The sequence below is a fragment of the Nocardia sp. PLKS1-43 genome (assembly GCF_059510335.1).
In genome coordinates this window covers 108,209-133,437 of record NZ_JCAJZQ010000010.1, presented here as the reverse complement: position 1 = coordinate 133,437, position 25,229 = coordinate 108,209, and the positions used below count along the sequence as shown (strand labels likewise).

At 70.2% G+C, this 25,229-nt stretch carries 5 protein-coding genes; 4 read left to right on the top strand and 1 reads right to left on the bottom strand.

The window, feature by feature from the left end; translation table 11 throughout:
* Window positions 1-102: 102 nt before the first annotated feature.
* A complete protein-coding gene (locus AC5WS7_RS29430; RefSeq protein WP_495957860.1) occupies window positions 103-876 on the top strand; it encodes a DUF6585 family protein in 774 nt (257 codons plus the stop codon).
* Window positions 877-888: 12 nt separating this feature from the next.
* Here the strand turns inward: AC5WS7_RS29430 and dtd are convergent, their stop codons facing one another.
* Complete coding sequence (gene dtd / locus AC5WS7_RS29425; RefSeq protein WP_495957859.1) at window positions 889-1,332, bottom strand: D-aminoacyl-tRNA deacylase; 444 nt, start codon at window positions 1,330-1,332, stop codon at window positions 889-891.
* 155 nt (window positions 1,333-1,487) lie between these two features.
* Here dtd and AC5WS7_RS29420 point away from each other — a divergent pair, with 155 nt between their 5' ends.
* The 3 genes from AC5WS7_RS29420 to AC5WS7_RS29410 are packed head-to-tail and all read left to right on the top strand — an operon-like array spanning window position 1,488 to window position 25,222.
* On the top strand, window positions 1,488-1,808 hold the full coding sequence (locus AC5WS7_RS29420; protein WP_495957858.1) for a WXG100 family type VII secretion target: 321 nt from the start codon (window positions 1,488-1,490) through the stop codon (window positions 1,806-1,808).
* A 17-nt stretch (window positions 1,809-1,825) separates the two neighbouring features.
* Window positions 1,826-2,338 carry a YbaB/EbfC family nucleoid-associated protein gene (locus AC5WS7_RS29415; protein ID WP_495957857.1) on the top strand — a complete coding sequence of 171 codons (513 nt, stop codon included), beginning with the start codon at window positions 1,826-1,828 and terminating at the stop codon, window positions 2,336-2,338.
* Window positions 2,339-2,353: 15 nt separating this feature from the next.
* On the top strand, window positions 2,354-25,222 hold the full coding sequence (locus AC5WS7_RS29410) for a WXG100-like domain-containing protein (protein WP_495957856.1): 22,869 nt from the start codon (window positions 2,354-2,356) through the stop codon (window positions 25,220-25,222).
* Window positions 25,223-25,229 lie beyond the last annotated feature (7 nt).

Genomic DNA, 25,229 nt, shown 5'->3' with positions numbered 1-25,229 from the left:
AGTGGGTGCGTTGGCGTTCGGATGTGAATTTTGTACGGAAAAGGTGTGGATCGGGCCCTCGGTGGGCACCCATCCGTGGTGACATCGCACGGTGACTCGGGGGTGACCGAAGCGGTCGGCGAGGCAGCCGAGCGCGCGGGGCTCGGGCTGTACCTGCGGACGTATCGGCCGGGGCCCGCGGACGTTCGGCGACCGCTGGCCGGACTGGTGACGATCGCCGCCGGAATCGTTCTGGCCGCGATCGGGTTCACCGTCGGGGTTCCGGGCATGGGAGCCCTGGGCATCGTGGTGCTGCTGGCGGGCGGGGCCTGGTTGCTGGTGGAGTCGGGGTGGCCGGCCGCGGTGCGCCGGCACGACAGCCGGCTCGATCTGTACCAGCACGGTGTGGTCGCCTCGGGCGAGGGGCAGGTCCGCGCGGTCCGGTACGACCGCACGACGGTCCGCCGCAAGATCGTGCATGCTGCCAAAGACGCTGCGGCACACGATGTTTCGTACCGCTACACGATCGTGGACACCGATGGCGCGCCCGTGGAGCTGCGGCACGGCATCGAATGTCCGCGGCAGTGGGGTGTGGAGATCGAGCAGGGCATCCTGCGGGCTCAGCTACCGCGGGCTCAGGCGGCGTTGGACGCCGGGGAGCGGCTGGATTTCGAACCGATGTGGCTCACCGCCGCGGAACTGGGTACCGGCTCGGAGTCGGTGCCGTGGTCGCAGGTCGACGATCTGGCCGTGGTGGGCGGCTGGCTCAGCGTGCGCATCCGGGGGCGTGCGCAGCCGCTGGAATCGCTGCCGTTGTGCCTGGTGCCGAATTACATGGTGTTCCGGACGCTGGCCGAGCGGTTGCATGCCGCGTCGGTGGCCGGCGCGGCCGGGTGAGCCGCACCGGGATCACGCTTCCAGCAGCAGGGTCACCGGACCGTCGTTGACCAGTGCTACCCGCATGTGCGCGCCGAATCGGCCGGTGGCCACGGTGGCGCCGAACCCGCGGAGGGTTTCGGCGAACAGTTCGACGAGAGGTTCCGCGACCGGGCCGGGCGCGGCGGCGGACCAGGACGGGCGGCGGCCCTTGGCGGTGTCGGCGTAGAGCGTGAACTGACTGACCACCAGGATGGGGGCGTCCAGATCCGCGGCCGAGCGCTCACCGTCGAGGATGCGTAACCGGAACAGTTTGTCGGCCAGAGCTTTCGCGGTCGCCTCGGAATCGGTGTGGGTGACCCCGACCAGAGCCGCGAGACCGTGCGGGACGCCCGCCGCGGCCGGGTCGATGCGACCGACCACCTCGTCGTCCACGATCACCTGCGCGGAACTCACGCGCTGCACCAGGATTCGCACATCGCACATCATCGCAGGTGTGTCGTGTTCCCATGTTTGGGTGTGCCGATTTGCATTTCGGCTACTCCTCGTTCATGTCGGCGCAACGGCCGATTCGCCGACGACTGCCATCGTCGACAAGGCGTGGATATAAAGCGCGAGGAGAGGGGCTTGCGATGACGACCGTCAAGGTCGATCCGGAGCAGTTGCGCAAGGCGGCGGTCAAGACCGGCGAGGTGCGAGACCGGATCGGGAGTGTGCTCACCACCCTTCAGTCGGCGCTGGCCGCCCGTGGCGAGCCGTGGGGTGACGATTCACTGGGGCACCAGTTCGCCGATGGCGACAAGGGCTATCTGACCGCGAAGAAGAACATGATCACCGGCGCGGGGCAGTTCGAGAAGACCTTCGACAGCTACTCGACGGGCCAGACGCAGAGCGCCGACAAGATCGAGACCACCGAGCACGGCACGGCCGCCGTATACGTCACCTTCGATTGATGCCGGTTCGGTGACCGATGGCATATGAGTTCGACCGAGCCGAGCTGGAATCGATCGTCGAGGACGCGCAGGAACAGCTGCGCACGGTCGCCCGAATTCAGCAGCAGCGCGTCCAATTGATTGGTACCGCAACGGTTTCCAACAAGCGCGTCACCGTCAGCGTCAATGCCGACGGGGTCGTGGTGGAGACCAAGTTCGGCCCGGGTATCGAGAATCTCGGCTTCTCGGCGATCGCCAAGGCGGTCACCGAGGCGGCGCAGCTGGCCGCGAAGGATCTGGCCGAGAAGAATCGGGAGCTGATGGCGCCGCTGCAGAGTCAGCGGGCCCGGCTGCCGAAACTCTCCGATCTGGTCGCGGGCATGCCCGACTTGCGCGGGACGTTGCCCACGCCGCCGAAACCCTCACTGAAACCGCCGAATTCGGCCGAGCGCAACCCGCTACCCGGCGCGGACGAGATGCAGTTCACCGACGTGGAATCATTCGACCACGATCACGAAGTGCAGCATCGGACCACGGAAGCCGGTTGGTGATCGCGGGGTAACCCGATGCCGATGGAATTTCCGTCCTGGCTGGAGTGGCTGGGCGTCGCCGTCGGGATGGAGTGGCCGCACGGCAACGAGGACGAGATGTGGGCCATGGCGGGCGATTGGCGCACCGCCGCAGCGGGTTTGCGCGATATCGTCCACGATGTCGAGGCGGCCAAGAGTGCGACCCTGGCCGCCTATCCGGAGGGCACCGGATCGGACTCGATGGCCAAGGCGTTCGACGCGATCCTGCGCGACTCCGGGGCGGAGAAGAATTCGCTGCCCGATCTGGCCGACTTCTTCGATCAGGTCGCCGAATCGGTCGACGGCGGCGGTACGCAGATCCAGTACACCAAGCTGATGTTCTACACCACGCTGGTGGTGACTGCCGCGGAGATAGCGTCGGTGTGGATTTTCCCGCCGACCGCACCGGTGGAGGAGGCCGGGATCATCGTCGCCACCCGGGTCGGGGTGCGGATGATGATGCGCGAGGCGCTGGCGGCGATGGAGGAGAAACTCGCCGGTCTGATCGGCGCGCGCATGGCCAAATTCCTGCTGCGGCACGTGATGATCGGCGGACTGCTCGGCGCGTTGCAGGACTACGCGATTCAGCAGTTCCAGGTGTTCGAGGGCCATCGCAACGGGATCAACTGGGGACAGACCATCGTCTCGGGGGTGGCCGGGGCTGCGGGCAGCGCGGTGGGCGGTCCCACGGCCGAGGCGCTGGACAAGGCGCTGGTGAATTCGCTGGGGACCAAGGGGGCGCGGATCGTCGCTGGAACCCTTTCCGGCGCAGTGAATTCCGTGGGCGCGTTAGCGGCGTCGGTGCCCACCCAGTTCGCGGTGGACGCCATGACCAAGGGCTGGGATACCGCGGTCGACGATCTGAAGAATACCCACGTGGACTGGCGGATGTTCACCGCGGGCGCGGCGGGCGGCATGCTGTCCGGTGCGAATCACGCTCTGGCGGACCGGTATTACACCAACAGCAGCTTCTGGAAGACGCCGACCGCTCCGGACATGTACATCGGCGCCGCACGGGATACGGACATCCTGCGGGACGGCAGTACCCCACTCGTGATGCACGATTCGGGGGCGTCCGGGGATCATGCCGGCACTCCCGTCCAGGAGCACGATGGCGGGGGCGATCAGCACGCGGGTCAGCAACTGCCGAACAGCCGTGCCGGAGTGGCGGATTCGCCGGGCGATACTCCGACGCACTCGGCCGGGAACTCGGAGCCGGCCGACCACCAGTCGGGTGGCGGCAGCGAGACCACGCATCCGGAGCGGGCGACCGCGCAGTCGCCGACGACTGCCGAAACACCCCGTGCCGGAGCGTCTTCCGATGCGAACGGGGTTCGTTCGACCGGATCGGGCGACGATGTCGCCGGGGTGAGCGGCCGATCCGATGCGGATGTGCTCTCGCACAGTGAGTCCGGCACGGCGTCGCCGCCAGAGCACACTTCGGACGAGGCCGCCACTGCGCGAACGGAATCCGAAGCGGGTAGCTTGCCCGGCGACGCGGGGACCGGCGCCGCGACGACGCCGGCGCCGGTTGCGGCGGACACCTCGGGCGGGTCCACAGGCACTCCCGTGCGGGCGGATACCGCGGTCGGTGGGGAGAGTTCTCGTCCGGGCTCGTCCGCACCCGCGGACGTCAAGTCCGCTCCTGCGCAAGCCTCCCCGGTGGGCGATGGTCGCACCCCCGCGGCGGAGGCGTCGGCCACACGCTCCGGAGCAGTTGCGGGGACCGAGGGGGCGAGTCGGCCGGATGCCCGGAATGCCGGCCGGATCGGTGACTCGCCCGGATCGCGGCCCTCGTCGAGTGACGCTCCGCGTGCGCGGGCCAGTGCGGACAGTACGCGTCCGGCAGCGGAATCGGGAGTGCGGGCGTCCCGCGCTGCCGAGCCTGCGCCATCGGGGCGCTCGGCAGCAGCCAAGGCTGGTAAAGAGGCTGCCGCACAGCCTGTTTCGGAACGTTCGCGCACCGCGGATGGTGCCGGGCAGGAGGAGCGGCCGCGCGGGGGTCGGGCGGCTGCGGGGGATGCCGAGGCAGGTGATCACAAGCCGTCGGTTCGGGCACGTGCGGACGAGGGGCGCGATGCCGCCCGGACGCCAGGGGAGCGCGATTCGATACGGACACAGGATGATTCGACGTCGAGTCACGACGGCGACAAGCCCGCTGCACCCGCCGGGCGGTCCGAGCGGCAGATCGCCGAGGCCGAGGGCCGCGCCGCGGCCGAACAGCACCGGCAGCGCGAGCGCGTGGAGGAATCGCAACGCCGCGTCGAGGAGGCACACCAGGCTCTGCGGCGGGCGCAGGAGGCGTACGACGCGGCGCACCCCGACCGGGGATCGCAGGACGACTCGACCGCTCGTCCGGACAACGAACTGGACGCCGCCCGGGACGACTACCATGCCGCGCTGGCCGATCACGCGGAAGTGCTGCACCAGGCAACCGACGAGCTGGTGGCGGCCGCGCAGACCGCCCACGCCGAGGGTGTCCGTGGCGAGGAGCTGACGAAGGCGTATCGGGCGGCCGGGAAGACGGCGCTGGAGTACTACCACGCCAGAACCGGGCCCGATCTCCCGGAACACCTGCAATTGAAGGACGCCGCGCCGGACGCGTTGCGCCACGAGCTGGAAACGGGTTCGGAGGCGGACAAACTCGCTGCGGTGATCGAGGCGATCCGGCAGGCATCACCGGACGGCAAGATCGTGCTGCGCGAAACACAGGTCATGGCGACCATCGCGATCCGGGACGGCGCGATCAACATGGACGCCGGCGAGGGCAAGTCGTTCGTGTTCCTGGCCGGCGCCACCATCGATGCGGTGGAGCACGGGGCGGTCCAGGTACTCACCACGCGCGACAATCTGGCCAACCGCGAGGTCGACCGGTACCTGAAGACGTTGGGCAACATGGGTTTCGACATCGTGCGGATGGATGCGGACCATGCCTACGCCGAGCCCGCCGAGGGCCGGCCCACGATCTACATCGGCACCATGGAGGATGTCGGATTCGGCCATCTGCGCGGCAATATCCCGCCCGGAAGGCGCGTCGCCATCGATGAGATCGACGAGGCGCTCGTGCACGCGAACACCACCTACATCCTTTCCGAGGGCGCCGGGGAGAGCGCCCCGCCGCATGTGGTGGAAGAGGTCGTCGGGGCGCGCGACATGCTCGAAAGCGGTCTGGCCGAGGATGATTCGGGCCACCGTGTGCTGACCGAGGCCGATTTCGGCCGGCAGGCCGACCAGAAGGGCGGGCCCGCGGTGCTGACCGAGCAGGGCCGGGCCAAACTCGAGCAGTCACTGGGGCGCGAGCTGTCCGAACAGGAGCTGCGCCGGTTGAACATGGCCGCGGCGGCCAAGTGGGAGTACCGGAACAAGGTGCATTTCATCATCGCCGACGGTCGCGTGCTGATCATCGATCAGACCACCCACAAGGTGATGTTCGATCCGGAGACCTCGACCGAGAGCCGCTGGAACGGCGGTCTCGCGCAGGCCATCGAGGCCGAGCACGGACTGCGGATCCGCGACGATCCGGGCAGCACGAACGAGCTGAGCGCGAAGGAGCTGATCAACGACCACTACGAGGCCAAGACCGGCGCCTCGGGCACGGCGGAGGGCGTTTCCGGACCGCTGCAACACGATTACGGGATCGGCGTCACGGAGATTCCGCGGCACGAGGCGTCCAAACTGATTCACGGCGCGGACGACGTCTCGCCCGATGAGACGACGAAGCTGGACCGGATCGCCGAGGACATCGTCGCCAATCACGAGTCGGGCCGGCCGCAGCTCATTCTCGCGCACCGCAACGACATCGTCGGCGAATTGTCCGCTCGGGTAACGGAACTCACCGACGGCACCTCGGTCGAACACGTCGCGGTCGATGCCACCTGGGTCGCCGAGCAAGGCGTGCACGCCGAGGCGCGGTTGCAGGAGATCTTCGACGAGGCGGGCAAAGAGGGCAAGATCCTCATCATCAACATGCAGGGCGCGCGCGGTGTGGACATCCCGATCGGGAAGGACATGAACGCCAGGGGCGGCCTGCACGTCATCGTCACCGGCCACTCCGGCACCTCGCACGATATCGACATCCAGGCCGAGAACCGCGCCGCGCGGGCCGGGCAGCGCGGCACCGTCCAGTATTACACCTCGCCCGAGGACGATCTCTACGCGCTGAGCGCGAATCCGGACGTCCAGCACGCGGTCGTCCGGTACTCGCAGTCGATCGGATCGCGCGACGCGGACGGCGTGGTCGCGCCGACGAACGATCTGCGCGTCGCCGCGGAACAGCGGCTCCGGGACATGGTCGAGCCGCTGCAGGACGCCGCCGCCACGCGCCTGGGCCTGACCCGCGCCCCGCCCGGCGACGGTAGCGCGCCCGTGCCGACGCGCGAGGGAGCGGGAGCCGAGCCCGCCGAGCGTCCGCCCGCGGGGACCGGGGATGGCCCGCCCGCCACGAACGAGCGTTCGGCCGCGGATTCCGGCGCGCATTCGCCGGTGGCCGCTGAGGAGAACCCGGCTGCCGCGAGCGGTGAGCGTTCGCCCGCGGCGGCGACCGAGCATCCGCCCGCTGTACCCGGTGGGCGTTCGGCTGCGGCGGCGACCGAGCCTTCGCCCGCAGTGCCCGGGGAGCGCTCGTCCGCCGAGTCCGGTGCGGATTCGTCCGTGGTGCGCGGCGAGAATTCGCCTGCGGCGGAGAGACATTCGCCTGATCCGGCCGCCGAGCGCTCCCCTGCGGTGGCCAGTGAACGGTCCGCGCCCAGTGGTGATCGGTCGCCCGCGGCTGACGATGCGCGTTCGCCGGTGGCCGAGCGAACTCCGCCGCCGGCCGCCGACAGCGCTGAGGCCGACGTGTCCGGGCATCGGATCCGTGGCGATGACACTACGAATACCGCTGGCGCAGACAGTATCTCGGAGCCCTATACGGAAACGACTCGGCAGGGATCGCCTGTGCGCGGGATCGTTCCGGGCGAGGACCCGGATGAGCGCGTCGACGGGGAGCGATTCGGCGATCCGGAAACCGCCGTGCCGCAGATGGATACGCCGGGCACTGCGGTCGCCGATCCATCGCGGGGACAGCAGCTTGTCGCGGAGGATCCTGCCGGATCCGGAACACGGTTCCCGCATACCGCAGGCCCGGGTACCCGGACGGGGCCGGCCGAGAACGCTGAGGATCGGGCACGCGCTGCCGAGCCCGGGGTTCCGGCGGAGCCCACGACGGACCCCGAGACCCGGGGGAGCCGTCCCACGGATGCCGGTGCCCGGCCAGAGCGGGGTGCGGAGCCGGAGCGTCTTTCGGAGCCCGGGGATCGATCAGGGCGTGTCGCAGGCTCGGGCACCGGGCGGAGCGCGGAGCCCGGAGGACGAGCGGAGCGCGGGACTCCGGTTGCCCGGGGCGGGGACTCGGCCGGTGATGTGCGCGTGGGGCAGTTTGCCGGTTCGGTGGCCGAACGTTCGGCGGAGGCGGATGCGGCGTCGAAGTCGGAATCACCGGGCGAACACGTTGCGGTGCGGGGGCATTCGAAGGGACCTGCTGGGCCCATCGAAAGTCCGCCCGTCGCCGGACGGGTGCAGCGAACTTCGGCAGAGTCGGGTTCGCCTGTCGTACCGGGTCATTCACCGAGTCGTTCCGGCGGAAAGGCGGCGGATTCGGAGCCGGACCGCCAGAACGCTGAAAAGGATTCGACGAGAACCGATTCGAATATCGATCCGGTAGTCGTGGTGGCGTCCGAGCATTCGGGCGTTGCGCCGGGAGCCGGGGCGAGGCGAGTGCCGAACTCCGACGGTTCCGCCTCGAAGCCCACTTTGCGGCGCTCGGAGGAAACCGCGCCGGAGGCGAAAGCACCAGCAGCACAACGGAATACGAACCGAAGTAGGTGTGCGCCGCTGGCGTTGCAGCTGATTCGCGAGCTGACCGGCAGCAGGTTCATCCGGCCTTTCGGTCGGGAGGTGGGCCCCGAGGGGGTGACCGCCAAGGAACTCCAGGTGGCCGCGGGCGGGCGGCTGCGCAGATTCCCCGGCGGGCACGACGCGATCGCCGACCGGCTGCGCAGAAAGGGGAACGGCGCGGTCGCGCTGGTGGTGGACGAATACGCCGACTCTCGTGCGAATCGGCCCGGTGCGCACGCCTACGTGCTGGTGAACGAGAACGGCAGGATCGTCGTCCGGGATCCGTCCACCGGCGCGGTGCAGGACTATCCGCCGACGGTGCCGGTCGAACTGCGCGAAACCCGCGCGATCCTGTTCGACGTGAAGGGCCGTCCGACGCACCCGCTGCGGTGGATCGTGCGGTACGTGATGCGGTCGTCCGCCGCGCAGTCGCGGATCGGTGCGGCGAGCGCCGCTGCCGAGGTCGAGCGTCTGGTGGCGGCCCGGGACGAGGCCGAGCGCGCCCGGCTCGCCGCACACGCCGCCGTGGAGGCCGCACGGCAGCGGGTGAACCGGCTCGGTCTCGGACCGCAGGGCCCGGCTCGGGAGGGCACGGTCGGTATCGCGCCCGAGGAACTGCGCCCGCGCAGGGTGCCGGGCGAGCCGGCCGACCCGGATCACCCCGATTACGTCAGGACATTGGAGGAAACGGTCGAGTACCTGCGAGGCCGGGCCAAGCGCGCCGACCTGGCCGGACCGTGGCAGCGTGCCGTCGACGAGCTGGATGCCGCGGCGCGACGGCAGTGGGAGGCCGACGCCGCGGCCACGCGGGCCGGACACGAACTCGCCGAGGCCATTCGCGGCGATATCGACGTGCGGCCGGACGGCATGCTCGCGCGGCGGGCAGTGGTCGATCAGCTGACACAGGACCACTCGCGCGCGATCGCGCGACTCGCTGTCGCCGAGGAGAATCTGGCCGTGGCCCGCGAACGTGTCGATCGCGCCGGGCCGGGCCGGGAACCCCCGGATACACCCACCGGTATCCGGCTGTCCGATGCCGAACTCCGCCCGCGTCGTGCACTGGGCGAGCCGGCCGATCCGCGGGATCCGGCATATGTGCGGACTCTGGACGAGACCATCGAATATCTGCGGAGCCGCACCAAGCGTTCGGATCTCGCTGCGGGATGGCTCCGCGACGTTCGGGCCCTGGCGGATGCGGCGCGCGAATTCCACACTGCCGGAAGGGAAGCCGACCGCCTCGCGGCTGCGCTCGAGGTGGCCCGGAACAGGCTGGCGAGTGCGTCGGCGCAATCGCGGCAACAGCCGCTCGATCCCGCAGCCGAGGTGCGGCGGGTGATGGACCGGCTCCCGGAAGTGTTCGACCGGCCGCGAACCTTGGCCGAGCTGCACCGCAGGTTGCGTCCGGGTACGCCGTTCGAGGTGCTGCTGGCGGTGCGGGAATTGTCCTACCGCCGCAACGACCTCGTTCCGCCGTCGTTGTCGCGGGAGAGCCTGGACGAATTCCTGCGACGCGTCTGGGACCGCCGCGATTCGATGCAGTCGTACAACGACGTCTACCGGCTGTATTCGGGCCGGGTCATGGGGTCGGTCGAGGATCCGCACGCCTACCTGGACGGGCTGGTTCGGATTCTCGGCGAGCGCGCTCCGGGTGGGCAGCTCGCGGTGCTCCAGGACGTCGGCGTCCTGGTACCGGACAACGCGGACGTCTGGGCGCCCGAGGACGTCAGCTTCGCGCACTTCTTCCGCCACGTCGAGCCACTGGCCCCCGAGGACGTCGGGTACCGCGTCTACGTGAACGCGAGTAACGCGGGGGCTCCGGATCTGGCCGCGGGCATCGTGCACGAGATCCTCGACGAACCGGGCCGTTTCCCGGGAATCCACTCCATGAAGGTGGCCGGTCCGCACCGGCTGCGTGACGACCGTATCGTGATCTACGTCCGCGATCTCGACTCCGCGCAGCGAGTTGTGCAGTGGCTGAAGACATTCCAGGACGCTCGCCCGGACGCGTTCGGCTGGAACGTGCCCGCGATGACCGACCAGGTGCTGCCCGGGGTCGGCATCGGCGCCGAACCGCCCACCGATGCCGCGGGCCGGGACCAGAGCTTCGGGGAGGTGCGCAGCAACATCATCCTGGAACAGCTCGACGCTCATCGGCGGGGTGATTTCGCGGATTTCCGGGTGGCCGTGCTGAATCGGCTCGTCGCGGCGGATGTGGATCCGGATCATCCGTACCGGCATTCGGACGGTTCGGACCCGGGGGCGGGCGATGCCGCATCGTCGCTGCGTCCGGGAGCGCCCGCTGCGGGTGCGCCGGAACCCGGGCCGTCGCAGGCGGGCCACCGGCAGCCGAGCCTTGCGGAGCGGACCGCATACCTCACACCGGAACGGCTCGCGCTGCACGGCCGGAAGCTGGTCGAGCACACCGAAGCCGTTGCGCGACTGGCGGAGTTGCGCAAGCAACGCAACCTGCTGGCGGCGCACCTGCTCGTCGATCCGAGCGGCGGATGGGCAGCGCTGCGGCCGGAGCATCTCGACCACACCCTCGACGAATTGCGTTCCCGGGGGGCATTGCCGGGTGAGCACGCGCGCCGGGCCGCGGAAATCGCCGCGCTGGAACGTTTGTCGCGCGATCACCAGGACCTCGTGGACGAGAGCGCGCGCCTCGACGCCGAACTCGCCGCACTGGAGGCCACACCCGATCCGGATTCGCTGCGTCCACCGGGATGGACCGAACACGGTGCGCCGCAGGAACATCGGCCGCTCACCGCGCGCACGCGCCGAGCGCTGCGCGCGCTGAACCGCGCCGCTGACGCCCGCGCCCGGACCTGGGAACAGGCACTGTCCCGGGTCCGGGAACTGGGTATCGACCCCGGCCAGGTGCGCCGCGAGGTGCTGAGCGGGCAGCTCGCCGCGAAGGCGGACCGGGCCGAAAAGGATCACGAACACGATCTGCGCCAACCGGATTCGCGCGGGCAGAGCCTGGCCGAGCTGCGGTTGCGAGCCGAGGCGCTGGGCCTGGTACCCGGTTCGTCGAACGCCGCCGAGCTGCGCCGGCGCATTCTGGTCGCCGAGGCGGAACGAGCCGCGGCCGCGACCGAGGTCCCGGCATTGCGACGACTCGCTGGGGAGGCGCACAGTGCGCCACTGGCGGAGCTCGAACAGCGGGCGCGCGATCTGGGCGTGCGCGTCACCGACTATATGGTCGAGCAGGCCGTCCGTGATCGGATCGGTGCGATCGAGGAGCGGGGCGGGCAGGCGGTCCGGGAGTTGTCCGGCACCCATCGCGACAATCGCAGCGGCCCGAGTCACCGCGACCCGTCCGCGAGGACGCCGATCGGCACCGAACGCCTGCACGAACTGGCGCGCGAATACGGCATCGATCCGGCGGGCCGGGCCGATGCCGATGTGGAACGGGCGTTGCGCGCGGAGATCGGCCGCCGCGCGGCGGCAGCACGGGAGCGCGGGGCCCCGGTGCTCGCGGAACTCGATCGGTTCCGGGTGGCCGTCGCCAACGAGTCGGTGCGGCGCTCGGAGGCGCAGGCCGCGGCCGAGCACGAGATCCTCTACCACCGGACCGGCGCGTCCGATCGCAGTCCGCGGATCATCGGCACCACTGCCGGTCACGCCCGGTACGGCGACGGCCACACCCTGACCGTTCCCGAAGCCGCGGGCGCTCGCGGCCGGTACGTCGGCGTCGGTGCGGCCGCGGATCCCGAGACACATCTGCCCGCCGCGCAGCGCCGGCGACGCGCGGCGCAGGGTTTCCCGGACGCGACGTACTTTCGCGTCTCGATCGACGAGCACGGCGTCGTGCGAGTCGGTGAGCACCGCCCGCCACCCGCGCCGGTCGAGCGGCTCGGCCCCGGAACTCGGCCGGGCGACTGGACCCCGCACGGCGACGAGCGGCGGTTCGTGCCCGAGCGGGGCAAGATCCGGCGGAACCTGCGCCAGCTCGCGTACGACATCCGGCGGCTGACCCGTGCGGCGGACGCGAACTACACCGAATTGCTGGACCTGGCAGAGACATTGGACATCGATGCGCCCTGGCAGCTCGGTCCGCGCGAACTCGAGGCCGCCACGCGAGCGAAGATCGCCGAATTCCGCACCCGCGCCGAGGAGGCGTGGGACCGCGCCGACGATGTCTCGCCCGCCGAACATTCGGCGCTGGTCGCCGAGCGCAACCGGCTGGAGGACGAGGCGCAGGCGGCCCAGGAGATCGGCGACGAGCTGCTGTTGCGGCTCGCCGATCACGACAACAACTACGTCCGCCCGCGGGATCTGAAGGCCGCCGATACGGCTGTGCTGGCCGCCCGGCGTGTGCTGGCCGCGCACGGCGGGGTGCCGATCGGCCGGGACGGTCGTCCGGCGCACCCCGGGCAGGAGGTGGCCCGGCTGATCACCTCGGCGGACGGTGCGAACCGGCTGGTGGTGGTCTCGCCCGCGGCCCAGCCGGACCACATTCTGGATCCGGCTACCCGGCGCGCGCTGGTGGGTAACGGCGAGTTCGTCTTCCAGCAGGTGCGGGTGGACGAGAAGGGCCGGGTGTGGACCCGCGACCTGCGCGAACCCGAAGGCGGCCCGGCCGCCCTCGCCCCGGCCCCGGTCGTCGAGCCGACGCCGAAGGCGATTTCCGAGCAGCCGGAAGCGGACGCTTCGCGAACCCCCGACGCTCCGGTCGAGGAGTCTGCCGCACTCGCACCCGAGGAGGCACAGCACCGGCTCGATCAGCTCGTGCGCCGGCGCACGGCGAAGGTCGCCGCACAGGAGCGTTGGCGGAACAAGCTGGAGGGCCGGGCCGCGAAGTTCCCCAATGCCGACGTCTCCCGGAGCGCCTGGGCCGAGACGGTACGCCGGCTCAGTGGCGAGACGACCGGTTATACCGCGGAATACCAAGGGCTGGACTATGTTTCGCCCGGCGAGCCCGAGCAGGTCGGTCCCGCCGAACTGGCCCGTCGCCGTGATCCGGTCGACAAGCTGGCCCAGGCCGCGCGCAACTACTACGAACTGAGCGACGAGATCCAGCAGATCGACGAGGATATCGACGCGCTGGTGCGCCGGGGCGCCAGCTACGATCCGGCGCACACCGCGGCGTTCGACGATCTGCAGGTGCAACTGGCCGATCGGCACAAGGCCGCCGTGGATGCGTCGAAACCGTTGCGCCGCTGGCGAGATGAACTCGAGGCCCGGCTGGTCCAAGCGCGCCGCGACGGCGATCCCACCGCCGACGACCCGCAACGATTGCGCGAGCTCACCGAGGCGCAGGAAGCGGTCGACCGCGCCGATACCGATATCGATCGGCTCAACGATCAGCACGCCGCGGCGACCGGCGCGTGGGCCGATGCGGCGAAGGCGCACTGGTGTGCGGTGGCCGTCGCACCGGACGAGCCGGAAAATCGGCTTCGGCAGCTCAACGCCAATGTGTTCTTCGATCGCGGCGTCCCCGACGGCCGGGGTGGATTTCACGGCGGCCGGATCATCGTCGTCGCAGGCCGGGCCGAGTACGGCAGGCTCGATGCCACCGCGCACGATGCCGCACTCGCCGACGCGCTGGCGCGCCACCACTATCTGGCGCGGCTGCTGGAACGTCCGGACACCACGGTCGACTATCTGCGGGTGACCGCGGACGCACAGCTTCGGACCACGAATGTCCGGCTCGGTTCGCCCGAGTTGCAGCGCGCCACCATGGGCCCGCGCACTCCGCGCCCGCGGGCTCTGCCGGTGACCGATCCGATCGCGTGGCGGCGAATCGTCCACGAGGTCACCGGAATTCCGGCGGGCTCGGAGACCAGGTGGCGCACCCCGGAGCAGGATCGGCACGCTGCCGAACTCGAGCCGTTCGCCCGCCACGCGTTGCCGCCGGAGACGCTGATGCAATGGCGTGACGCCGAGGGCAACTGGCACAGCACCCGCGCGGGCGAGGCCCGCGGTTATCGCGCGTACCAGCCCAAACTCGAGCCCGGCAGCAAACTGAACAAGATCTGGCAGAAGGAGCTGGACGGCTGGCGGTTGCCGCCGAAGGGCTGGGCCCCGTTCGGCGGCGAGGACAAATCGCATCTGCGCGCACGTTCCTACGACGAGAAGATGCCCGACGGGTTCAGTGGTGCGGTCGCGGTCGAACCGTTCCAGAACATGGTGGAGCCGTGGCTGATTCACGAAATCTACGGTTACTGGCCGGAGATGAGCTACGAAGAGCTGGAGAGCCTGAACCCGGATGGCCGCGCCGAGGCGTTCTGGCTACAGGGCCCGGGGCCGGGTATGGAGCCGCCGCCCGGCTGGAACGAGGAGGATCACCACGATCTGCCCCTGCACGACGCGCTCTACACGATCGGCAAGCGGTGGATCCAGATCGGCGAGGGCGTGCGCAAGCTGCCGTGGATCATCGAGCATTTCCACAAGAATCCCGAACTCGGCAGCCGGCGGCGCAACCGGTACTGGCTGCCGGACGGGCCGTTCGACCCGGATCATCCGTTCCTGCGCAAGATCCCGATCGTCCGCAGCTATCGGGGCTACCGCGGCTGGAAGGCACCGCGGCGGGATCTGCAACCGCCGCACCTGAATTGGACCGAGGCCGAGCACGGCCCGGCCAGTGAACTCGATCCGGTGCGGGCGCGTTTCTGGGAGCGCGACGTCGCGAACTGGGCGCAGGTGCAGGCCTGGGCGGATCGCGTCATCGGCGAATTCGCCGACGACAAGGCGCATTCGGATGTGCGGCGGATCGTCGATCAGCTGACCACACCGCGCGACCCGCTGCTGCGTCGCGGCGACGGCGGCGCGGTCTTGGCCGAAGTGCTGGGCTTCGCGCGGCACGCGGACGGCACCCCGCTCACGCACGAACAGCTCGTCGCCGAAATACTGCTGATCAAGCGCCATCTGATGATCAACGAGATGCGCGTGCAGGATCCGGCCAGCCCGGAGGGCAGGCTGATCGAGAAGCCGTACGACCGGCTTCCGCACGTGGCCGACGCGTGGTTGCGGCTGACCGGAATCGGCGATCGCGACGGCCGCACCCGGCCGTATCCGGAGGATCTGCTGCTGCTCGAGGATGCCCACGCCGAGGCGGACTACCTGCGCACGCACCCCAAGGCCACCTGGCACGAGGCCGACGAGCACGCCGCGAGCCTGGGCCACGACTGGGATACCAACCGCCGTCGACTGAGCGGACAGTTGGTGCGGCGGCGCGGCCGGCTGTACTACCCCGAGGAACTGCCCGCCAACCGCCCGCTGCGGCGGCGCACATTCCCGTTCACCGACAAGCGGATTCCGCTGCTGAGCGATCGTACGCTGCCGGTCGCGGCGCTGCCCTACGCGGTGGAACCGTTGGCGCCGGAGCACGACTGGCTGCCGCCCGCGCCGCGGCGCGCCGCCCGGATACTCGCCGAAACCGGTGTGCGCGAACGGTTCCCGGAGTTGCCGCAGGAGCCGGTCGCCGCCCTGCGGGAGCTGGCGGTCCAGGTGCTGCTCGGCGACGGACCGGTGTACGAGCTGAGCGACGACCCCGCGCTGGCACTCGCGGTTCGCGCCGGTGCGGTCGAGAATTTCGCCGCCGCACAGACTTTCGAACACCGTGAGCGGTGGGCCGCGCTGCTGAACCACGCCGGCTCCACGGCCGCGCCGAAGGAGCTCACCGAGCAGTTGCGCGCCGAGGTGGCGCAGCAGCTTTTCGCCTTCATCGATCCGGCCGCGGCGGCTCGGGCGCAGCGGCAGGCCGCACACCAGCTGGCGCTGCTGGACTGGGCGCAGGCCGAGCGCGAGCGGGTGAATGCCCGGCGGCAGGTGCTGGACCGGGCGCGGGGTCTGCCGGTGGATACCGACGAGCTGCTGTCGGACGAGATGAAACATCCGACGGCCCTGCAGGATCGGCTCGCGGAGGTGCGCAACCATCGGCGGGTCGTCGGCCCCGAGACCGATGCGTACCAGAACCGCGCATCAGCGTTGCACGACGCTGTCGAGGATTATCACCGGCTCGACGCCCGGGCCGCCGAACTGTCCGAGCGGGTGCGTGCGGTTCGGGCCGAGGTTCAGCCGGGTGACGCGGTGCACGACCCGGCCGCCCGGCGTGCTGAGATCGACTGGCTGACAGATGAATTGCGACAGACGGTCTCGGCCCGGGAGATCGCCCGGGACGAGGTGATCGCCCGGGTGGACGGCGTCCGGGTGAACGTCGAGGAGGTGCTGCACGACGACCTGAAACGGGCAGCGGAGCACCGGCGCCTGTTCGAGGAATTGCGGTCGCGCACGCTGCCGGTAACCCAGCAGGACGAATACTCCGAACGGGTGTCGCGACTCGAGAATGCCGTGACGGCCTTCCACCGCGCCGATATCCGCGCCGGCGAGCTGGCCGATGAACTGCACCAGGCGAAGTCGCGCGATGCGGAGTTGGCCGCCGCCGAGGCCGCTGCCCGGCGCGGCGCGGCCGACCAGTGGACGATCGAAACCGGCTCGGGCCCTGAGAAATCGGGTACGTCGACGCCGGAAAACGTTTCCGTACAGCATATTCGGTCATCGATGCCGCACTCGGTGGCGCCGGTCGCCGATCGGCTGCGCTTCGCTCATCAGGTGTGGGATTCGGTGCTTGACGGGCTGTCCGCTGAGGAACGCCGGGTTCTCGGCGAATTCCTGGCGGGCCGGGGTTCCGGGTTGTCACCGCAGGAGGCCCCGATCCTGGACGAGGTGCTCGGGCGGGCCGCGCTGCCCGAATCCGCACTGGTCACCTTCGAGGGAGAACACGGGCTGTTCGGCGACGGCACACCGGGATCGGTGTACGAGGTGCCCGGATATCTGCAGGGCTTCCTGGGCAGAGTATCGGCCCGCCCCGAGTCGAACTACCACCTCGAACTCACTGTGCCCGAAGGCATACCGGCGCTGTTCGCCGGCGGGACCGACCTGTCCCCGGGCGGGCGGCTGGAGACGGCCAGACTGTTGCTCGGACGTGGGCTGCGCGTCCGGGTCGACGCGGTGCACGAGGAGGACGGGCAGATCCGGGTGCGGGGCACCGTGCTGCCGCGGACCGAGGAAGCCGGCCGGCCGCGCATCGCGGTACCGGCCGAGCCGCACGAGGCCTACCGACGCCGGCTCGATGCGGCGGCGAAGGCCGAGGACACCGCGCACGAGATTCTGCGTCAGCTGGCCCCGACGATCGGGATCGATCCCGGCCCGACCGGTAACGACCTGGCGCGTGCGGCCGTTCGCACGGTCGGTGCGGACCAGGACCGGTTGCGCGCGGAGATCAAGGCGGCGCGGGCAGCCGGTGATATCGAGCGGCATCAGGCGCTGCGCGAGCAGCTGGCGATCAACGCGCCGCTCACTCGGGCCGTGGTCAAGGTCACCAACGACTTCTGGGCGGCGGTCTCGGAGCAGGAGCGGCTGCGTGCCGAGATGCAGGCGCTGGGCCTGGATCCGTCCGGTCCGGACGATCTCGGCGTGCCGGACACGCCGCAGTCCGGGCCCGATGCCGGCGGCGGGCCCGGCCGTGACGGCGGCGATACGGAATCTCCGTCGGCGTCCACGGGTGGCGATCACGACGGCGATTCGGGAGGGTCGGGCGACGGGCCGAGAACACCGGCCAAATGGGAAGGCGCGGAGCCGGATCCGGAGCCGGCTCGCAACGACCGGTGGAGCAGCTCGGGATCCGAGCAGCAGCACGTGCCCACCACGCGGGCGTTGAAGAAAGCGCTGCGCGATCTGATCGCGGCCGTGGCCCGGCGCGAGCGGGCCTGGGACGCCGCGCTGCGCGACGCGCGAGCGGCCGGGTTCGACTTGGACCGAATGCACCGGGAAGTGCTGCGGCACAGGGTTTCCGATGCCGCGATGCTGGCGGAGCAGGACTACGCGCGGCGCCCCGCGGCGTGGCGGATGAACGAGGACCGTTTGCGCGAATTCGCGGACGAACTCGGAATCGATCCCGATGGCCTCACCGAAGGCGAACTGCGCCGGCGGATTCGGGCCGACCAGCTCCGGCAGCGTCGCGCGGTGGCGCATCTGGTCGACCTGCGCGACAACGGCGATGCCCGCACCGACGCCGAATTCCGCTCTCGCGCGGCTGATCTCGGCGTCGAGGAGCCTTCCCGTCACCAGATCGACGAGGCGCTGCGCGAGCATGCCGAACAGGACTCCAGGGCCGCGGCCCGGCGACAGGCCGCGGTGCGGCAGGAGTTGGCGAATACCCGCACGCGCATGCCGCGACTGCGGGAGTTGGCGCGCGAATTCGGCGTCGATCCGGAGCTGGATCGAAAAGTGTTGGTGCGCAAGGTCGGCAAGGCGATGCAGGCCGAGACGAACCGGACCATCGAGGGTGCGCGCAAGCTGATCGAGCGGTTGAACGAGTTCCGGGTGGCGCAGGCGAACGAGCGGTTGCGCGATTCGCAGGCCCAGACCGAGGCCGAGCGTGAGGTGATGGACCTCGCGGCGGGCGCACGGGGCAAGGGGCCCAAGGTCTACGCCGGCCTGCGCAAGGTCCGGCTGACGTACGGCGTCTCGCACACCCGCGAGGTCGGGGGTGCGGACGGCCGGACCCAGCGTCTGGTCGGCGTCGGCAAGACCGGTGATCCGACCATCCACATCGATGACGGGCGTCGCCGCGCCCTGGCCGAGCAGGGCGCCGACGCCGTCTACTACCAGGTGCGAGTCGGTGCGGACGGTACCGTGCACGTCACCGAACACCGCCCCGACGACGTGCCCGCGCCACGGCCACAGCTCCCGCCCGCGCCGCGTCCGGGCGATTGGCGCGCCGGCGCGGAGACCGAATATGTGCCCGCGTCGCGGGCCGACCGGAAAGCCCTGCGCAAGTTGGCTGTTCAGGTCGGCGATATGGACAAGGCGGTGAACCGCAACTTCCGCGCCATCCTGCGCGATGTGCGTTGGCTGGACATCGATCCGGCCGGTATGAGCCCGCACGAACTGGCCCGCGCCGTGCGCGAGTTGATCGCCGAGCATCGGGCGCGGGCCGACGAGTTCTTCGACCGCACGGCCATTCCGGCCGGTCGGATGGAGGAGTTCTTCGATCAGCGGCGTGCGATCGAGGCACGGGCGGCGGAGGTGTCCTCGCGCGGCAACGCCTTGTTGCAACGGTTGGGCATTCACGAGCTGGGCGTGGTCATGCACGATCGCAAGGCAGCCGAGCTGACCATGATGGCGGTTCGGAACGTGTTGCGGCACGTCGGCGGCGTCCCGATCGGACGTGACGGTCTGCCGGTCGACGCGGACCATGCGACCGCGGAGGTCGCGCGGCTGCGGGCCTCGGCCGCGGGGCATCCGGCTCGCCTGGATCTCGTCGTACCGACCGCGAATCCGGATCACGTGCTGTCGCGTGCGGTGCGCGAGGGCCTGCTCGGACCGAACGGCGAGCTTGACGTCCGGCGGATTCGGGTGGACGACGAGGGGCGGGTGTGGCTGGCCGATCTCACCGAACCCAGCGGCCGGGAGCCGATCGAGGGTGCTGCCGCGGTCGAGCCGAGGCGAACCGGTGCGCCTACCACGACAGCGGAGTCCGGGATCGCCCGAAAGTCCGGTACCGCCGAGAAATCCGGCGGCGAACCGCAATCCGGCGCCCGCGAGCGAGGAGGCATCGCGAGCGAGGGCCGTGCTGAGAACTCCGGACGGACGGACCCATCTCCCGGCCTCGAAAAGGTACGCAGCACAGATGAATCCGACGCTGGCAAATCGGAGGGAGTCGAAACACCCGGCGAGACAGCCGATCCGGTGGCGAAGTTCGCACCCGATCCGAATCAGGTCGAACTCGACGAGCTGGTGAACCGGCGCGTCGGAGTTGCCGCGGTACACGAATTCTGGCGCACCAAACTGGAATACCGCGCCTCCCGCGTCGATGGCGTGTCGCTGGAGGATGTGTCCCGGGACGACTGGGCGGGCACCGTCGCGCGATTGAGTTCCGAGCGGGTCGGCTACACCCGGGAGGACGCGGGTCTGGATACGCCGGGCATGTCCACCCGGGAGCAGGTCAGCGAGGAGGAGCTGACCCGGCGCCAGGATCCGATCGACAAACTCGCCGAGGCCGCCGAAAAGTATTATGAGCTGGGCGATCAGCTGCGCGAAATCGATCTGCGGATCCACCGGCTCGAACAGCTCGGCGCGAAACACGATGTCTCCGAATCCGCTGAGGCGCATCGTTCGGTCGGCCGGCTCGCCGAGGCGTACAAGGCGGCGATCGATCGCGCCAAACCGCTGCGGCGGCGGTACTTCGGCCTGCGCGAGCGGCACGAGGCCGATCCGGGCGCGGCCACGCCGGAGGATCTGCGTGAACTCGCCGATGCGCGGGAGGCGGTCGACCGCGCCGACAACGAGATCGATCGGATCAACGACCGCCGGGTCGGCATGGGCGGCGGCTGGCGCGCGGCCGCCGAGGGCGTCGTGGACCCGCGAAATCTGTTGCGGGTCACCGACAATGTGTGGATCGATCACGGCCGCGTCCCGGACGAGAACGGCGAGGGCGCCCGCCCGCCACGGATCGTCGTGACCGCGGGCCGTTCGGAGTACGGCCTGGCCGCGGGAGTGGATCACGATCGCGCTCTCGCCGACGCGCTCAGCCGCCATCACATCGTTGCCCGGCTGTTCGAGCGGCCGGAGACATCGGTCCACTATCTGCAGGTAGCGGCCGAGGTCAGCGGCAACGGCCATCAGGTGACCGAACTGGCGTCGCCGCGCGTCGAACATCAGGGCATGCGAACCGAATTCGACGAGGACGGGAATCCGGTCGAGTCGCTGCGCATCATCCAGCACGGTGAGCGGCCGGTGACCATCTCGGGCGCGGTGCGCTGGCGTCAGATGTTGTACGAGGCAACGGGAATCAAGGCGCCGGGCACCGGTGATCGCCGCGCGCTGCCCAGCCGGGACCGGGAGGCGGCCGAGGTGGGCCGCCGTCTTCGCGAACCGGCCGTCCCGCTGGAAATCATGCTCTGGGAACGGCGTTCGGAGACTCCGGGCGGCGAGCCGACCTGGCACGACGTTCGCGAGGGCGAGGCGTACGGCTTCCGGGCGCACAAACCGCGACTGCCGCTGGGGACCGGGCTCGACAAGTACGGGCAGAAGGAGGTCGACGGCTGGCAGCTGCCGCCGAAGGGCTGGGCCCCGTTCGGCGGTGAGGACAAATCGCATCTGCCCGCGCGTTCCTACGAGGAGAAGATGCCGGACGGTTTCAGTGGCGCCATGGCCGCGGAGCCGTTCCAGAACATGGTGGAGCCGGGGCTGTTGCGGCTGCTCACCGGTCACTGGCCGGAGATGAGTTACGAGGAGATTCTGAGCCTGTCCGAGGAGGGGCGGGCGATGCTGTGGGCGACGCAGGGGCCGGGACCCAAGCCCGAAGCGCCGATCGGCTGGGACGAGGACGCGCATCACGAAATGCCGCTCGACGGTGCGCTGTACACGATCGGCAAGCGGTGGTTCCAGCTCTACAATCTCGCGCGCAAACATCCGTGGGTGCTCAATCGTTTCTACAACCATCCCGAGATCGGGCGGTGGGTGCTCGAGCACACCCGCGGCCTGCCGAACGGTCCGTTCGACGAGAATCATCCTGTGCTGCGGTTCGTTCCGGGCCTGCGCAGCATCCGGACGTTCCGCGGATTCCATCCGCCGATCGATATGGAGGTCCAGCCGCCGCATCCCCGGTACCACGTCGCCGAGTTCGCGCCGCCGGCCGGTCGGGTGGACTTCATCTCGGCGAAGTGGGACCGGATGGTCGATCGCTATTCGAAGGTGCGGGCCTGGGCCGAGCAGAGCTACGACGAGTTCGCACCCGACCGGACCGTTCCGGACCTGGCCGATGACCCTGCGGGACAGACACTCCGGCAGGCCGCGCACGACGATATCGCGCACGAGTACAACGCCGATGTCCGGGAGATTCTCGACGCGCTGACGCGGGCGGGCAATCCGCTGCTGCGCCCCGAGGACGGCGGAGTGACCTATGCCGACGGCCTGCGCCTGGCCCACCGCGACGACGGCGCTCCGCTGACGAAAGCCGAACTGGGACAACGGCTGCTGCGCATCAAGAACCACATGATGCGCGATGCGATGTCGGTGTTCGACGCGAGTACCCCGGAGAACCGGTCGAGTACGCGGCGGATGGACGCGATGCCGCAGGTGGTCGATGCCTGGAACCGGTTGACCGGTCGCGGCGACGGTGTGGGCAAGACCTCGCCGACGCGGCCGGATCTGGTGATGCTGGAACACTACTGGGCCGAGGCGCACTACCTCGACACCGAGGACAAGATCACCTGGCACGATGCCGAGGCGCATGCGGACCTGTTGGGGTACAAATGGATTCGCCCGGCGCTGACCGAACATTTCGTGGTCCGCGACGGCGAGCTGATCCATCCGCGCGACCTGCCGCCCGATGCGCCCGAGCGCGGCGGTGCGCCGTTCGCGCGCGACAAGAAGGTGCCGTTCGCGCGGATTCCGTACGCGGTGGAGATGCGGCCGCTGGACGACTCCTGGAAGCATCCGAGGGTGCGCAGGGCCGAGCACATCATCGAGGTGACCCGGCTGCGCGACTGGTACGGCGAACTGCCGGACGATCCGGTCGCGGCGTTGCGGAACGTCGCACTGCACGCCTGGCTCGAGCTGGGCCCGGACGTCACCGCGCGACAGCTCGTCCGGGCGGACCCCGAGCTTGCCGTGGTGATCCGCGCCGGAACGATCGAGCTACTGGCCGATGCGACAACCGGAGACGAACGCCTGGAATGGTCCCGCCGACTGGACGAACCCGCCGAGACCGCCGACCCCGGCAACCTGGACCAAGCGCTGAGCAGACTGCGCAGGGGCGTCGAACGAGACCTCGAACCATCGACCCGAGAACAACTCGGAAGCCCCGCGCGGCCCGGTGAACTGCCCAGCGGCGAACCGGAATCGGCCCGCCCGCAACAGCACCCGACACAAGGTACCACCGAGAAGACCGATCCGGCCGCGCCGACGCAACCGCTTCAGCGTGGGCTACCGCAGCCGGAAGGGCCGGAGCACGCGGCACCCGAACAAGCGGCCGCAGCGTCGAAACCGGCTGCGGCGGGCAGCGATTCGGAGCCCGCAGAACGAACGTCCGAGCCGCCGAAATCTATGACGCTATCCGAATCGTCGCGGGAGACCGGTTCGGCCGCGCCCACGCAACCGCTGCGGCGTGGGGTACGGGAGCCGGAAGGGCCGGAGCGCGCGGCACCCGAACAAGTGGCCGGAGCGCTGAAACCGGCTGATCCGCCGAGGGGGGCGGAGCCGAACGGGCAGCCGGAGCGAACGCCCGAGCCGCCGCATTCCGCGGAGCTGCCTGGATCGCCGACGGTCAGCGACCCGGATGCGCCGACCGAGCCGCAGCGGAGTGGGGCCGCATCCGCGCGGCCGTCCCGGCAGTCCCCGGAGTCGGGTGGCACTCCCGGATCCGTCGAGTCGCCGAAGAAGCCGGGGGCCGTGGGTTCGGACGGGGCCGGCGAGGTAACCGAAACACCGCGGGCGCAAAAGAAGCCGCAGGTGCAGCGCACGGCGAAGACGAATGAGCCCGAGGGCGAGGGCTCTTCGGAGCCGCACAAGGCGCCGAAGCCCGCTGCGCCGGAGACGGCGCCGGGGCGGTCGAAGCCGCAGCCATCCGAGCCGGAGGAATCCGGTGTACCGCCGAAGGGCCGGAAACCCCAGGGGGAGCGGGAGTCCGGGGGCGGTAAGCCGCCGACGTCGCGCAAATCCTCGGGTTCGAAGTCCGGGACGCCGGGTGCGGGCGGCCCGCGTGGGCTCGGGGGCCGGCGCGGCGAGCCGTGGCCGTATTACGGGCCGCGTACGCCGCGCATTCCGATCCGGCATCACTTCCGCTGGCCGGGAAAACCCGGTGCGCCCGAACATATTCCGGGTGCGGACCTCACGCCGGTACCGCCCGACCCGGGACAGCCGCCCAAGCCGCCGAAGCCGCGCGGCCCGGCCCCGCACGGCCCCGGACCGCAGGGGCCGGGGCCGCACGGGCCGGCCGGACCCCAGTCGCCGAATCCCGTACCGAGACCGCCTCGGGGGTCCGAACCGGGCGGTGGGCAGCCGGGTTGCGATCAGCACGAACACTGCCCGCACGGCCATTGCCCGGACGATCCGAATCCGTGTCCGCGGTGTCCGGGACAGGTATCCGACCCGGGCACACAGTGGCCCGGCCTGCCCTCGCTGCCCGATGTTCCGTCGCTGCCGAATATTCCGTCGCTCCCGGGTATCCCGGGATCGACCGGCGCGTCGCAGCCACCCGGATCGCCAGGTGGCGTGCCACCCGGAACTCCGGAAGGTGGCGTGCCACCCGGAACTCCGGAAGGCGCTGTCCCGCCGGGAACTCCGCGATCACCCCGGGACTCCGGCGGCTCGGGCCCCGCGGAGCCGGGCGGGCCCGGATATCCCGGCCCGAACACATTCGGCTCGCTCCCTGGTGCGCCGCAGCCCGGCCGATCCGGTATGAACAACGGTTCGAATGGCGCGAATCCGTCTGCCCCGCAGGGTGATTCGAACGGCAATACGTACCCGATGACGCCCGGCTTCCCCGGCGCCCCCGGACTGCCGGGCGCCGGGCCGGGCGGCTCGGCGAATTCACCGAAGCAGCGCAGGAACTACATGCCCCGCGTGGGCAGCGGTACCGGGCCGGGCAACGACAGCGAGATCTACGTCCGGTCGCACACCGGCTGGGGCGAGAGCGCCGCCTTCGACCCGGCAACGGGCATCCTGCGTCCGGTCGAACTCGCCATGGGCGGGCTCGCCGGGGTGTACGGCGAACTGGGGGGATCGCGAATCGTGTTCTACCGCTGCGCAACCGGTCTGTCGCTGCGCGTGGACGATCGAAGCGTGGACCTGGACGCGCCGGACGTCGCCACGCACTGGCAGCGCATCGATTCGAGCCGGACCCGGTTCGCGGTCGCGGTCGGCGGAGTCGTGGTCTGCGATCTGTACTATCCGGCCACGCCGGACGAGACGGATCTGGGCCTGCTCATTCGCGATGTCCTGGCCGATGCGAACCGGCGCGGCCAGATATTCGCGCGTTGAGCGTCCG